The sequence below is a fragment of the Janthinobacterium sp. 78 genome, from assembly GCF_003096775.1.
GTDB classification, from domain to species: Bacteria; Pseudomonadota; Gammaproteobacteria; order Burkholderiales; family Burkholderiaceae_D; genus Janthinobacterium; species Janthinobacterium tructae.
In genome coordinates, this window is the sequence record NZ_QENT01000001.1 from 3,703,062 (window position 1) to 3,715,996 (window position 12,935).

At 66.1% G+C, this 12,935-nt stretch carries 12 protein-coding genes; 8 read left to right on the forward strand and 4 right to left on the reverse strand.

The genetic code is table 11. The annotated features are described in order from the left end of the window. The first annotated feature begins 2 nt into the window (after positions 1–2). The 7 genes from C8C92_RS16310 to C8C92_RS16340 all read left to right on the forward strand — a co-directional run bounded on the left by C8C92_RS16310 (position 3) and on the right by C8C92_RS16340 (position 7,284). Complete coding sequence (locus C8C92_RS16310; RefSeq protein WP_116744594.1) at positions 3–365, forward strand: STAS domain-containing protein; 363 nt, start codon at positions 3–5, stop codon at positions 363–365. Continuing rightward, positions 362–811, forward strand: a complete 450-nt coding sequence (locus C8C92_RS16315; RefSeq protein WP_116745990.1) for an ATP-binding protein — start codon at positions 362–364, stop codon at positions 809–811. Before C8C92_RS16310 ends, C8C92_RS16315 begins: the two co-directional genes overlap by 4 nt. Beyond that, on the forward strand, positions 808–1,893 hold the full coding sequence (locus C8C92_RS16320; RefSeq protein WP_243420245.1) for an ATP-binding SpoIIE family protein phosphatase: 1,086 nt from the start codon (positions 808–810) through the stop codon (positions 1,891–1,893). The genes C8C92_RS16315 and C8C92_RS16320 overlap by 4 nt, the downstream gene beginning before the upstream one ends. After that, positions 1,890–3,713, forward strand: coding sequence for an ATP-binding protein (locus C8C92_RS16325; protein ID WP_116744596.1), 1,824 nt, complete (start codon positions 1,890–1,892; stop codon positions 3,711–3,713). The genes C8C92_RS16320 and C8C92_RS16325 overlap by 4 nt, the downstream gene beginning before the upstream one ends. Then, on the forward strand, positions 3,700–5,214 hold the full coding sequence (locus C8C92_RS16330) for a response regulator (RefSeq protein WP_116745991.1): 1,515 nt from the start codon (positions 3,700–3,702) through the stop codon (positions 5,212–5,214). Before C8C92_RS16325 ends, C8C92_RS16330 begins: the two co-directional genes overlap by 14 nt. Positions 5,215–5,342: 128 nt before the next feature. Further along, a complete protein-coding gene (locus C8C92_RS16335; RefSeq protein ID WP_133250772.1) occupies positions 5,343–6,161 on the forward strand; it encodes a transporter substrate-binding domain-containing protein in 819 nt (272 codons plus the stop codon). A 1-nt stretch (position 6,162) separates the two neighbouring features. After that, entirely contained in the window at positions 6,163–7,284 is a 1,122-nt protein-coding gene (locus C8C92_RS16340) for a metallophosphoesterase (protein ID WP_116744597.1), read from the forward strand. Positions 7,285–7,287: 3 nt separating this feature from the next. Here C8C92_RS16340 and C8C92_RS16345 read toward each other — a convergent pair whose 3' ends face one another. Further along, the gene (locus C8C92_RS16345) at positions 7,288–7,962 is read right to left on the reverse strand and encodes a DUF4303 domain-containing protein (RefSeq protein WP_116744598.1); all 675 of its coding nucleotides are present in this window, start codon (positions 7,960–7,962) and stop codon (positions 7,288–7,290) included. A gap of 92 nt (positions 7,963–8,054) precedes the next feature. Further along, a complete protein-coding gene (locus tag C8C92_RS16350; RefSeq protein WP_116744599.1) occupies positions 8,055–8,978 on the reverse strand; it encodes a LysR family transcriptional regulator in 924 nt (307 codons plus the stop codon). 123 nt (positions 8,979–9,101) lie between these two features. Between C8C92_RS16350 and C8C92_RS16355 the strand changes: the two genes are divergently transcribed. After that, entirely contained in the window at positions 9,102–9,869 is a 768-nt protein-coding gene (locus tag C8C92_RS16355; RefSeq protein ID WP_116744600.1) for an SDR family oxidoreductase, read from the forward strand. A 51-nt stretch (positions 9,870–9,920) separates the two neighbouring features. Here C8C92_RS16355 and C8C92_RS16360 read toward each other — a convergent pair whose 3' ends face one another. Beyond that, on the reverse strand, positions 9,921–11,324 hold the full coding sequence (locus C8C92_RS16360) for a cytochrome c (RefSeq protein ID WP_116744601.1): 1,404 nt from the start codon (positions 11,322–11,324) through the stop codon (positions 9,921–9,923). Beyond that, positions 11,321–12,931, reverse strand: a complete 1,611-nt coding sequence (locus C8C92_RS16365) for a GMC family oxidoreductase (RefSeq protein WP_099763564.1) — start codon at positions 12,929–12,931, stop codon at positions 11,321–11,323. The genes C8C92_RS16360 and C8C92_RS16365 overlap by 4 nt, the downstream gene beginning before the upstream one ends. Positions 12,932–12,935: the final 4 nt, after the last annotated feature.

Below are 12,935 nucleotides of genomic sequence, written 5' to 3' on the forward strand. Positions count from 1 at the left end.
CTATGGAAAGAATCTCCATTTTACGCATGGGCCGGCTGCTGCTGGTGACGATCCAGGTGGACATGCATGACCGCCTGGCGATGACCTTGCAGGACGACCTGACCACGCGCATCGTGACGGACCGCGCCACGGGCGTGCTGATCGACATTTCCGCGCTCGACATCGTCGACTCCTTCATCGGCCGCATGATCAGCAACACGGCGGCGATGGCGAAAATCCTCGATGCACGCACGGTGGTGGTCGGCATGCAGCCGGCCGTCGCCATCACGCTGGTGGAACTGGGCCTGACCCTGGAAGGCGTGAGCACGGCGCTGAACGTGGAACGGGGCATCAAGCTGCTGGAACAGGGCGGCGCATGCGCATGACGGGGGGCGCCGTGCTGGGCGCGCAGGCACAGGCGGGGGTGCAGCAAGTGCAGCAGATCCTGCCCCTGCACAGCGACGAAGACGTCGTGCGGCTGCGCAAGCAGGTGCGCGACAGCATGGTCGCCATGGGTTTTGGCCTGATCGAACAGACCAAGATCATCACGGCGGCGAGCGAACTGGCGCGCAACACCCTGCGCTACGGCGGCGGCGGCGAAGCGCGCATCGCGCGCGTCTGCGATGGCGCGCGCCAGGGACTGGAATTGCGCTTTGTCGACGCGGGACCGGGCATCGACGATATTGCCCTGGCGCTGACCGATGGCTATACCAGCGGCGGCGGACTGGGACTGGGGCTGGGCGGCGCCAAGCGCCTGGCCGACGCCTTTCACATCGACACGGCGCCCGGCGCGGGCACCACCGTCACCATCGCGAAATGGAAGCTGTTTTGAACCACCTGGAACCTCAGCCTGACATTCTCAGGCAAAGAAGTTTTCCCATCGGCGAACCGAGCGAGATCGCCGCGGCCCGCCGCGCCGGCAATGAACTGGCGCGCCGCATCGGTTTCGACGACGTGCGCACGGGCCAGTTGGCCATCATCATCAGCGAAGCGGCCACCAACATCGTCAAGCACGCGCAGCGCGGCGAAATCCTGCTGCGCAAGGTGCTGCGCGGCGGCACCAGCGGCATCGAAGTGCTGGCCATCGACAACGGCCCCGGCATGGGCAATGTGCGCCAGCACATGGCCGATGGCCATTCCACCACGGGCACCTACGGCGTGGGCCTGGGCGCGATACGCCGCCTGAGCCAGGAATTCGACCTGTACACGGCGCCCGGCAAGGGCACGCTGCTGATGGCGGTGGTGTGGGGGCCAAACGCCAGCAGCGCCGTTCCCGCCCATCCGAACTGGCGCATCGGCGCCGTGTGCCTGCCGCTGGCCTCGGAACAGGTGTGCGGCGACGCCTGGAACGTGGTCTGCGAAGGCCATGAACTGAGCTTGCTGGTGGCCGATGGCCTGGGCCACGGTCCGCTGGCGGCGCGCGCCTCGGAATGCGCCAGCGCGCTGCTGGAACACGCCACGCCGGGACTGCCGCCCCTGCCCGCCCCCTTCATCGCACTGGCCCACGGCGCCCTGCGCACCACGCGCGGCGCGGCCCTGGCGGTGGCGCACATCGACAGCGCGCGGCGCGAACTGCGCTATGCGGGCGTGGGCAATATCGCCGCCTGCGCCTTCGACGCGCAGCAGCGCCGGCATCTGCTGTCGCATAACGGCATCGTCGGCAGCAATCTGCGCAAGGTGCAGGAATTCTGCCATGCGTGGCAACCGGGCACGACCTTGATCATGCATAGCGACGGCCTGCACACACGCTGGGACCTGGAACGCTATCCTGGCCTGGCGCAATGCCACCCCAGCCTGGTTGCCGCCGTGCTGTACCGCGATTTTGCGCGCGGACGCGACGACGTCACGGTGGTCGTGCTGCGCGAACATGAGGAGCACCGGCATGCCGGTGCGGAAAGGAACGACACGCCATGACACAACGCATATTGACGGCGCATATCGGCAGCGAACTCGATGTGGTGGGCGCACGCCAGCGCGCGCGCCAGATCGCCGCCCTGTGCGGCTTCGGCGTGCAGGACCAGGTGCGCATCGCCACGGCCGTATCGGAGCTGGCGCGCAACGTCTACAACTACGCGGGCAGCGGCAAGGTGCACTTCGCCATCGATGGCCAGACGGCGCCGCAGCTACTCAGCATCCGCATCGAAGACCAGGGCCCCGGCATCGCGCAGCTCGACAAAATATTGGCCGGCAGCTACCGCTCGCCCACGGGCATGGGCCTGGGCATCCTGGGCGCGCAGCGCCTGATGGACCGCTGCCATATCCACAGCGCGCCAGGCTCTGGCACGCACATCACGCTACAAAAACTGTTCCCGCGCGACGCACCCCTGCTCGACGGCAGCATGATCGGCGCGCTGTCGGGCAGCCTGCAGGCGCTGCCCTCGGATATCACGCTGTCCGAAGTGCAGCAGCAGAACCGCGAACTGCTCGCCACCCTGGCCGAACTGAAGACGCGCCAGGACGATTTACTGCAACTGACGCGCGAACTGGAAGACACCAACCGGGGCGTGGTGGCGCTGTTCGCGGAACTCGATGAAAAAGCCGACCACCTGCGCCGCGCCGACCAGATGAAATCGCGCTTCCTGTCGAACATGAGCCATGAATTCCGCACGCCGCTCAGCTCCATCCGCGCCTTGTCCAAGCTGCTGCTCGACCGCATCGATGGCGAACTGTCGCAGGAGCAGGAAAAGCAGGTGCTGTTCATCTTGCAAAGCGCCGTCAGCCTGAGCGACCTGGTGAACGACTTGCTGGACCTGGCCAAGATCGAGGCGGGCAAGGTCGACGTGCACGCCAACAGTTTCCAGGTGGCCGACCTGTTCAGCGCCCTGCGCGGCATGCTGCGCCCGCTGCTGGTATCCGAGTCGCTGAGCTTGACCTTCATCGACCCCGATCCGGCGCTGCAGATCCATACGGATGAAGGCAAGCTGTCGCAAATCCTGCGCAACTTCATCGCCAACGCCCTCAAGTTCACCGAGGCCGGCGCCATCGTCGTCAGCGCCACGCCCTTGCCGCAGCAGGATGCCATCCGCTTTTCCGTCTCCGACACGGGCCTGGGCATCGCCGCCGAAGACGTGCAGCTGATCTTCGAGGAATTCAGCCAGGTGGAAAACCACCTGCAGCGCAAGGTCAAGGGCACGGGCCTGGGCCTGCCCCTGTGCCGCAACCTGGCCACCTTGCTCAATGGCACGGTGGCCGTCGAAAGCACGCTGGGCCAGGGGTCACTGTTTTCCGTCATCCTGCCCACCAGCTACCATGCGCCCGAAGGCAGCCTGCCGCCGAGCGCGCCGGCCAACGACAACGGCAACGACCAGCGCATCGGCGTGCTGGTGGTGGAAGACAACCCGCCCATCCGTCTGCTGTATGAAAAATTTTTGGCCGGCAGCGAGTTTCGCGTCGTTCCCGCGCGCAGCGTGCGCGAGGCGCAGGAACGCTGGGAACAGCAGCGCCCCGCCGCCGTCATCCTCGACATCCTGCTGCACGGCGAAACGGCCTGGCACTGGCTGGCCGAGCTGAAAAACGACCCGCTGCGGCGCCAGGTGCCCGTCATCGTCGCCACCGAGATCGACGACGTGCGCAAGGGACTGGCCCTGGGCGCCGACGCCTACTACGTCAAGCCGCTGTCGCGCCAGCAATTGCTGGCGACCCTGCGCGCGCTGATCGGCAATCCACACCACCGGCAAGAGCCGGTTCCGCCGCAAGGCACAACCACCTGGGACAATGCGCATGCTACCGGATAACAATAGCGATGCTCTGATCCTCAACGTCGATGACAGCGACGGCGCCCGCTACGCCAAGTCGCGCATCCTCCAACGCGCCGGCTTCAAGGTCATCGAAGCGTCGAACGGCGGCGACGCGCTGCTGCGCGCCCGCCAGGACCGCCCCAACCTGATCCTGCTCGACGTCAAGCTGCCCGACATCAACGGCCTGGAAGTGTGCCGCCAGTTGAAGGGCGGCGCCGAAACGAACACCATCCTGGTGCTGCAGACGTCGGCCTCGTGCATCGGCACGGCCGACAAGATCCGCGCCCTCGACGGCGGCGCCGACAATTACCTGGTCGAACCGATCGAGGCAGATGAACTGATCGCCAACGTCAAGGCGCTGCTGCGCCTGGGACGGGTCGAGCGCGCACTGCGCGACGTGGACCGCCGCAAGGATGAATTCCTGGCCACCCTGGCGCACGAACTGCGCAACCCGCTGGGCCCCATCCGCACGGCGCTGGCCTTGCTGTGCAAGCTCGACCCCGTCGTGCCGGCCGTGCAGGACAATGCGCGCCGCACCATCGCCCGCCACACGGACCACCTGGTACGCCTGGTGGACGACCTGCTCGACGTGTCGCGCATTTCACAGGGCAAGATCTCGCTGCAATGGGAAAGCGTGAGCCTGGCCAGCGTCATGCGCAGCGCGTTGGAAACGAGTTCGCACAGCGTCGAGACGCGCGGCCATGCACTCGATGTGCACCTGCCGCAGGAAGAACTGTGGGTCTGCGGCGACGCCGTGCGCCTGTCGCAGATCGTCGCCAACCTGCTGCTGAACGCGGCCAAGTTCACGGCGCCGGGCGGACGCATCGCCATTTCCGCCGTGCGCGAAGGTGACAACGTGCGCATACGCCTCTGCGACAACGGCATCGGCATCGCCGCCGCCAGCATCGACAGCATCTTCGGCCTGTTCGAGCAAAGCGGCCACGCGCCCGACCGGGTGCAGGATGGCCTGGGCATCGGCCTGTCGCTGGTACGCAAGCTGGTGACCTTGCACGGCGGCCAGGTCAGCGTGAGCAGCCCCGGCGTAGGACTGGGCAGCACCTTCGAAGTCATCTTGCCGCTCGACGCCAACGTGCCGCTGCCGGCCGCGCCGGCGCCGCAGGCGGCCAGTGGCGCCAGCCAGCGCATCCTCGTCGTCGACGACAACTGCGATGCGGCCGACACCCTGGCCGAACTGCTGGAAATGTACGGCCACACGGTGCGCACCGCCTACACGGGCGCGCAAGCGACCGAGCGCACCGTGGAATTCAAGCCCGACATCATCTTTCTCGACATCGGCCTGCCCGACATGAGCGGCTACGAGGTGGCCGTCCAATTGCGCCAGTTGCCGATCCCGCAGCAATTCCTGCTCGTCGCGCTGACCGGCTATGGCCAGGAACACGACCGCCAGGCGGCCCTGCAAGCCGGCTTCAACGAGCACTTCGCCAAGCCCGTCGATTTCGGCAAGCTGGCCATGCTGGGGCTGCATATCGCATCATGACGCTGGACTGGCTGCGCAATTGGTCATTTACATAACGCGTCGACTATAATCGGCAGTGCGAAACGCGACTGTTTCGGGCCAACCGGGATGAACAATTGCAGCAAAAAACGATAGGTAATGGCGCTGCTGTGCCTTTTTCCACATGGCTGCGCCCCCGTGCCTGGCTGGCCGCCTTTGCCGCCACGGCCTTGCTGGCAATGCCGGCCAGCAAGGCCGTGGCGGCAAGCACCGAAGCAGGATTACCAGGCAGGCTGGTTTGCCATGACGACCTCTTCGCACCCTACTTCATGCAGAATCAAGGCCGCATCGAGGGATTGAACGTCGATGTGCTGCGCGAGGCGGCAGCCCGCCTGGGCATCGCCATTGAATTTCGCGCCATGCCATGGCGCCGGCTCGAAAGTGAGCTGGCCAGGCCGCAGGGCACGGTCGATTGCGCCTTCGCCATGAGCCGCACGCCGGCACGCGAGCAGTACCTGGAATTTGGCAAGGTACCGCTGCAGCCGACCGAGTACGCGCTGTTCGTGCGGCAGGCCGACACGCTGCCGGCCGTGGGCAAGCTGGACGACCTGGCTGGCAAAGTGATCGGCGTGCGCGGTGGATTTCGCCTGCCCGAAGCCATCGCCGCCGGCGTGGCGCAGGGCCGCTGGAGCATCGCCGACGTACCGACGGATGCCGCCAACTTCCAGAAACTGGCGCTGCGCCGCATCGATGCCGTGCTGGCGGACGGCGTCGTCGGCCAGTACACGGTCAAACAGTTGAAACTGCAAGGCATCGTCCGCGTGGCGCCGCCACTGGCCCGCTTCGACACCTATATCGTGTTTCGCAAGAATACAGGCTCGCCCGCGCTGGCCGCCGCCTTCGACCGCGTATTCCGGCGCATGCGCCAGGATGGCAGTTTCACGCGCATCACTTCCGCCTATCTGGGCGCCCCACTTCTGGAACCTTGACATGACAACCCGCACGCCGCTGCTGCGCATCACCATGATCCTGGGCGCCCTGCACGCCCTGCTGGGCTGGCTGCTGCTGCCTGCGCTTCCCATCGGCGTGGCCGGCTGGCTGCTGGGTGGCGCCGTCTTGCTGGCATCGACCATGCTGATGCCGATGACCATCTTCGCGCGCGCCGTCACGGGCGATGCGCGCCTGGCCGACCGTTTGAGCTGGGCCGGTTCGCTGTGCATGGGCTTTTTTTCCTCGCTGTTCGTGCTCACCGTGCTGCGCGAGCTGCTGATGCTGATTCCCGCCACCCGCCCGCACGCGCAAGCGTCCGCCGTGGCGGCCCTGGCCCTGGCGCTGCTGGCCAGCGTCGTCGGCTTCATCAACGCCCGCCGTGTGGCGCGCGTGCGCGAAGTCGACGTGCCGATCGCCGGCCTGCCGGCCGCCCTACACGGTTTTAGCATCGTGCAACTGAGCGACATCCACGTGGGCGCCACCATCCAGCGCGCCTACGTGGAAGCCATCGTGGCGCGCGCCAACGGCCTGCAGGCGGACCTCATCGCCATCACGGGCGACGTGGTCGATGGCACGGTGGCGCAACTGGGCAGCCACACGGCGCCACTGGGCGAGCTGCGCGCGCGCCACGGCGTCTTCCTCGTCACTGGCAACCACGAATACTATTCGGGCGCCGCGCCCTGGGTGGCGGAATTTCGCCGCCTGGGCTTGCGCGTGCTGATGAACGAACATGCGGTGCTGGAACACGACGGCGCGCGCCTGGCACTGGCCGGCGTCACCGATTTCAACGCGGCCGCCTTCGATCCGGCGCAGAAAAGCGACCCGCAAGCGGCCATCGCCGGCGCACCGGCCGATATCCCCCGCATCCTGCTGGCGCACCAGCCGCGCAGCGCGCCCGAGGCCGAAGCGGCCGGCTACGACCTGCAATTATCGGGCCACACGCACGGGGGACAATTCTGGCCATGGAATCTGTTCGTGCCGCTGCAGCAGCCGTATGTGGCCGGCCTGCACCGGCGCGGCCGATTGTGGATTTATGTGAACCGCGGCACCGGGTACTGGGGCCCGCCGAAACGCATCGGCGCGCCGGCGGAGATTACGCGACTCAGGCTGGTGGCGGCGTAGGCCTTAGTTGGCCCAGCTGGCCATCCACGCCTCGAACCGCGCCACCACGGCCGGTGGATTCAGGCGCGCCATGGCGCCTTCCACGGGCTCGCTGTCGCTCACCTCGAACAGCAGCACGAACTCCTCGCGCTGCGCACCGGAGCCAAAGACACCTTCAGCATCGAGCTGCGCCAGCGCCGCGATGCAGGCGTCGAACACGCCGCTGCGGAAGGTGTCGAAATCGACGTCGAACGGCAGCTCGCGGTGCGCCTGTAGCAGCAAACGGTAGGCGCTGTCGAAATACGCGCCGCCGTCGTCAAACGCCCATTCGGCCGGGTTCCACAGCATTTCTTCGCCATATTCCGAGGCGGCCAGCGCTTCGCGGCTATTCGCCATGCAGCCTATCGTCATGGCGCTGTCGTCGCTCACCAGCGCGAAAGAGTCGATATGCTGGTCCGGATGCGCACGCCGTACACAGTCAAACGCTCGGCGCGCGGCGTCGGCCAGCAGCGTTTGCAGCAGCGCAAAATCAAAGACGGCCGGGTCGATGTCGCTCTCGCGCGCCAAGGTATGGCCATCGGCCAGGGCGGCGCGGCAATGGGCCAGGTAGGTGGCGTGCGCTTCGGCCTCGCTGGCGTAGTCCTTGCGAGTATCCTCGCCCCAGGTCATGGCCGCGCCGGCGGCCGTCCACACGGTCATGCCGAACACGCGCGCTTCCCGGAAGTGGGCTGGTTGATCGCCGTCAAAGGTGTAAAACAGGCTGTGTGCTATGCATGGGAATTTTTCATAGTTTAATCGGGCCGTATCTGCGCGGCGAAATCGCGCTGGCGGAATTGCTCCAGCAAAAAATCGACGAAAACGCGCGTCTTCGCGGGCAGCAGCTTCTTGCTGGCATAGTACACGGACAAGGGACCGGAATCGGCATGCCAGCCGGGCAGCAAGCGAATCAAGGCTCCGCTGCGCAAGTGGGTCAGCGCGTGCGGCATGGGCAGCAGCGCTACGCCGACTCCCATGACGGCCGCCTGCGCCATCGCGTCCGGGTCGTCGAAGATGGCGCGCGGGCGGGATTCGGCCACGCCTTCGCCGCCCTGCCCGTCACGCAGTATCCAGCTGCGCAATCTGCCGCTGCCGGCCGAGCGGCGTGCCACGCCGTCGAAGTGCGCCAGATCCGACGGGTGCATGGGCATGGTTTTACCTTGCATGAAGGCGGGCGACGCCGTGGCGACGACGTGGACGTGGCCCAGTTCGCGCGCCACCACGCCCGGCGTCAGCTCGATGCCGCCGCCGATGGCGACATCGAATCCTTCGCCGATCAAGTCCACTTGCCGGTTGTCGAAATGGCAGTCGGGGACCACGCCCGGGTAGCGGGCGATGAAGTCGCCCAGCAGGGGCACCACGTAGCTGCGCCCGAACGACGGCGCCATGCTGATTTTCAATATGCCGGCCGGCTGGCCGCCCTCTTCGGCCACGCCGGCGATCGCTTCACGCAGGGTGGACAGGGCGCCGCCTATCTGCTGCAGGAAACGCTCGCCCCCTTCCGTCAGGGTCAATCGCCGCGTGCTGCGCTGGAACAAGCGCAATCCCAGGCTCGCTTCCAGCCGCGCCACGTTCTTGCTGACGGCCGCCGGCGTCAGCCCCAGACGGCGCGCAGCCGCCGAAAAGCTGCCCAGTTCGGCAGACAGCACAAACGATTGCAAGTGATTGAGGGCGTCCATGCGCCTATTTTACCCCCTCATTTGATACTGATGGTTGAAAGTGATTGTAGCGATTCATGGCTAGCGCGCTGGCAATGGAAAGCAGATACTGGTTTCCTCGACTCCTCACACAGAAAGCCCATCATGCAAACCCAAGCCACCAGCAACACCTCTTTACCACTGCAAAACAAGATCGCGTTTGTGACGGGCGGCTCGCGCGGCATCGGCGCGGCCATCGTGCGCCGCCTGGCCAGCCAGGGCGCCAATGTCGTCTTCACGTATAAAAGCTCCGCCGCCGAAGCGCAGGCGCTGGCCGCCACGGTGGAAACAGCCGGCGGCAAGGCGCTGGGCGTGCAGGCCGATGCGGCCGACGCCGCAGCCCTGACGGCGGCCATCGACAAGGTGGCGGCGCAGTTTGGCCATATCGATATCCTCGTCAACAACGCGGGTGTGTTCCTGCCCGGCGCCATCGACGATTTTTCGCTGGCAGACTTCGACAAGACCTTGAACGTCAACGTGCGCGCCGTGTTCGTCGCCATCAAGGCGGCCGTGGCGCACATGCAGACGGGCGGGCGCATCATCAATATCGGCAGCACGAATGCGCACCGCATGCCGTTCGGCGGCGCGGCCGCCTACGCCATGAGCAAATCGGCGCTGATCGGCCTGACGCAAGGCCTGTCGCGCGACCTGGGGCCGCGCGGCATCACCATCAACAATGTGGAACCTGGCCCAGTCGCCACCGACATGAACCCGCCGACCGGCGACTTCGCCGACCTGATGCACGGCCTGATGGCCCTACCCCGCCACGGCACGGCCGATGAAATCGCCGGCATGGTCGCCTACCTGGCCAGCGCGGAAGCGGCATTCGTCACGGGCGCCGGGCTGAAGATCGACGGTGGTTTTGCGGCGTAAAAAAAAAGGGGTCAGACCCTTTGGGTCAGACCCCAGCCTCCGCTTCAGGGCTTACACCGCCTTGCGCCGCCGTCCCCGCCACCACAGCAGCAGTGCCAGCAGCACCAGCACGCCGACGATGATGGCCGCGCGGGCCAGGCCGATCAGGTTGGACGGCGCGCCGCCATTGCGCAAGGTCGTCACCTGCTCCGCCGTCACCTTGACAGCGGGATTGCCGTACATCGTCTGCACGTAATTGCCGAGGGTGACGATCTGCTCGTCCGACAGGGTCTGGCGGAAGGCGGGCATCAGATGTCCCGCAGTATGATTACCCTTGCCGTCCTGCCGCTCCACCCCATCGAGTATCGCCATCACCAGGTTGTTGCTGTTGCTGCGGCCCGTCACCGAGTTATGGAACAGCGGCGGCAAGCTGCCGTCAAAACTGCCCTCGCCCCTGGCCTGGTGGCAGCTGGCGCACTGCGCATCGTACAGCTGCGCACCCGACATCTGGTTCAGGTTTTGCGGCAGCGGCACGCCACGGATGGCATTCAACTCGTCGCCAGCCTTGCCCCATTGCGTCACCGGTTTCACGTCCGCCTTGTCGCGGATGGCGGGCACGCTCATGATGTAATGCGCGATGGCGTTCAAGTCCGCATCGCTCAGGTGCTTCAGGCTATGGTCGATGGCTTCGGCCATCGGTCCGGCCGCCTGCGCCTTGTTGGCCGCGCGGCCCGTGCGCAGGTAGCCGGCCAGCTCCTGCTGGCTCCAGCTGCCGATGCCGCTGTTGACGTCCGAGGTGATGTTCGGCGCGTACCAGGTACCCAGGTCCGCGCCGCCCAGCTCCTTCGACAGTTGCTCGGCCATCAGCGCATTGCGCGGCGTGTGGCACGTGGTGCAGTGGGCCAGGCCTTGCGCCAGATAGGCGCCGCGGTTCCACTCCATGCTCTTGGCCGCATCGGCCACGAATGGCTTTTTGTCGAGGAAGAGCCAATTCCAGAGCGCCATCGACATGCGGATGTTGAACGGGAACGGCAAGTCCGTCTTTTGCGCCGGCGCCGTATCGACCGCCGCCACGCCATGCATGAAGTAGGCGTACAGGGAGGCCGTGTCGTCATCCGTCACCTTGGCGTAGGCCGTGTAGGGCATGGCCGGGTACAGGTGCGCGCCGTCGGCCCGCACGCCGTGGCGCACGGCGTCGGAGAACTGCGCCAGCGTGTAGTTGCCGATGCCATGCGTTGTCGATGGCGTGATGTTGGTGGCAACGATGGCGCCCAATGGCGTGGCCAGGGCCAGCCCGCCCGCCATCGGTTTGCCGCCCGGCACGCTATGGCAGGCGATGCAGTCTCCCGCCGTGGCCAGGTAGCGGCCACGTTCGATCGCCTGCACGTCTGCGCCAGGAGCTTGCGCCGCCAGCACCGGCAAGGCCATGAGGGATAACAAAGCGGCGCCGGCCGCCAGCCGGAAGGTCGCCATCATGCTGTTCCTCCCTGTTGTTCGTCAAGGATATGCTTGACGGTGCGCAAAGCCACCGCCAGACCGTTTTCCGTCGAATTGCAGGTGCCGGACGTAGGCAGCACGCCGGTGCTGCACAAGAACAGGTTGGCGTGGTCGAAGGTGCGGCCCCACTGGTCGCACACGGCCTTGGCCGGATCGGAACCCATCGACAAGGTGCCGCAGATGTGCTGGTTGTTGGCGAACACGCCTTCCTTGCTGTGGCGCAGATTGGTGCCGCCCATCAGCTTGGCGATGTGCTCGAAATCCTGCTTCGAGCGCTCGTGGCCGCGCTTGGTGTACTCGTCGATCGCATAATGCGCCTGCGGCTTGGGGATGCCCATGGCATCCTTTTCGCTGCTGAGGGCAATGCGGTTTTCCGGGTTCGGCAGCACTTCCAGCACGTTTTTCAGGCTCATTTCGCGCGCCGAGCGGAAACGCAGCTGCTGTTCGAATTCGGCGCCAAAGACGCCCTTGCCGATCAATTCCTTCGAGGCCCCGTCGACTCTCGAAATGTTCGTGAAGTCCAGACGGTATGGCGAATGCTGGCTGCGGAAGTCGCCGTCGCGCATAGTGTTGATGGAGTTGGGGCTTTGCGGGCCCCGGCCCAGCCACAGGTCTTCATCGGCGTCGAAGGTGATCGAGGTGCTCGGGTGGTCCATCAGGTTGCGGCCCACCATGTCGCTGCTGTTGGCCAGGCCATTCGGGTATTTGTCCGAGGCGGAAACGAGCAGCAAACGGGGGCTTTCGATGCCGTTCGCCGCCAGGATGAAGGTCCTGGCCGTGACCCGGTGGCTGTTCTTGTCGACGTCGTAATACAGCGCGGCCGTGATGCGGCCCTGCGCGTCGTGTTCCAGCTTGTAGACGTTGGCATTGCAGACGATCTTGACGCCCGCGTCTTCCGCCTGCTGCGCGGCGATGCCGCCGTGATATTGCGCGTCGATGGGGCAGATCGGCTGGCAGCTGTTGTTGCCGCAGCAGGCCGGACGGCCATCGTAGCTGACGCTGTTGCGCGCCACCGTATTGCCCACCACTTTGTACGCGGGGTCGAGGCGCTCGCGGATGCGGCGCATGGCGTACGGCTCCGTCACCGGATCCATCGGGAAGGCCTGCTTGCGCGGCGAACCCGTATTGTCGGCACCCGAGACGCCCATGATGTCTTCCGCTTCCTGGTAAAACGGTTCCAGGTCTTCATAGCTGATCGGCCAGTCGACGCCCACGCCATACAGGGTATGGATGCGGAAGTCGTTCGGCACATTACGCCACGCCTGCGCGGCCCAGTGCCACGAGGTGCCGCCGAACTGGCGGATGTATTCGGCCGGATACGGATACGGGCCGGCCTGCACCAGATGGCCGTTATCCTTCGGCTGGTAGATCGGGTGCGGCGCCGTGGCCACCGACGGATACGGCGACATCCAGTCGCTGCGGCGCGTCGTGTTGCGGAAACGGGCGACGATTTCGCCGCGCGACACGCGCGGGCCCGCTTCCAGGATCAGCACCGAGGCGCCCGCCAGCGCCAGCTTGCGCGCGGCCAGGGAGCCGATGATGCCGGAGCCGATGACGAGGTAATCGGCGGAGAGTTCTTCAGCCATGATG

What these genes read in the sequence shown, in the direction of transcription:
- C8C92_RS16325 (WP_116744596.1), top strand. Translation starts at nt 1,890, where the DNA reads ATGACACAACGCATATTGACGGCGCATATCGGCAGCGAACTCGATGTG.
- C8C92_RS16365 (WP_099763564.1), bottom strand. Translation starts at nt 12,931, where the DNA reads ATGGCTGAAGAACTCTCCGCCGATTACCTCGTCATCGGCTCCGGCATC.
- C8C92_RS16345 (WP_116744598.1), bottom strand. Translation starts at nt 7,962, where the DNA reads ATGACCGTGTGGACGGCCGCCGGCGCGGCCATGACCTGGGGCGAGGAT.
- C8C92_RS16340 (WP_116744597.1), top strand. Translation starts at nt 6,163, where the DNA reads ATGACAACCCGCACGCCGCTGCTGCGCATCACCATGATCCTGGGCGCC.
- C8C92_RS16330 (WP_116745991.1), top strand. Translation starts at nt 3,700, where the DNA reads ATGCTACCGGATAACAATAGCGATGCTCTGATCCTCAACGTCGATGAC.
- C8C92_RS16355 (WP_116744600.1), top strand. Translation starts at nt 9,102, where the DNA reads ATGCAAACCCAAGCCACCAGCAACACCTCTTTACCACTGCAAAACAAG.
- C8C92_RS16315 (WP_116745990.1), top strand. Translation starts at nt 362, where the DNA reads ATGACGGGGGGCGCCGTGCTGGGCGCGCAGGCACAGGCGGGGGTGCAG.
- C8C92_RS16360 (WP_116744601.1), bottom strand. Translation starts at nt 11,324, where the DNA reads ATGATGGCGACCTTCCGGCTGGCGGCCGGCGCCGCTTTGTTATCCCTC.
- C8C92_RS16350 (WP_116744599.1), bottom strand. Translation starts at nt 8,978, where the DNA reads ATGGACGCCCTCAATCACTTGCAATCGTTTGTGCTGTCTGCCGAACTG.
- C8C92_RS16310 (WP_116744594.1), top strand. Translation starts at nt 3, where the DNA reads ATGGAAAGAATCTCCATTTTACGCATGGGCCGGCTGCTGCTGGTGACG.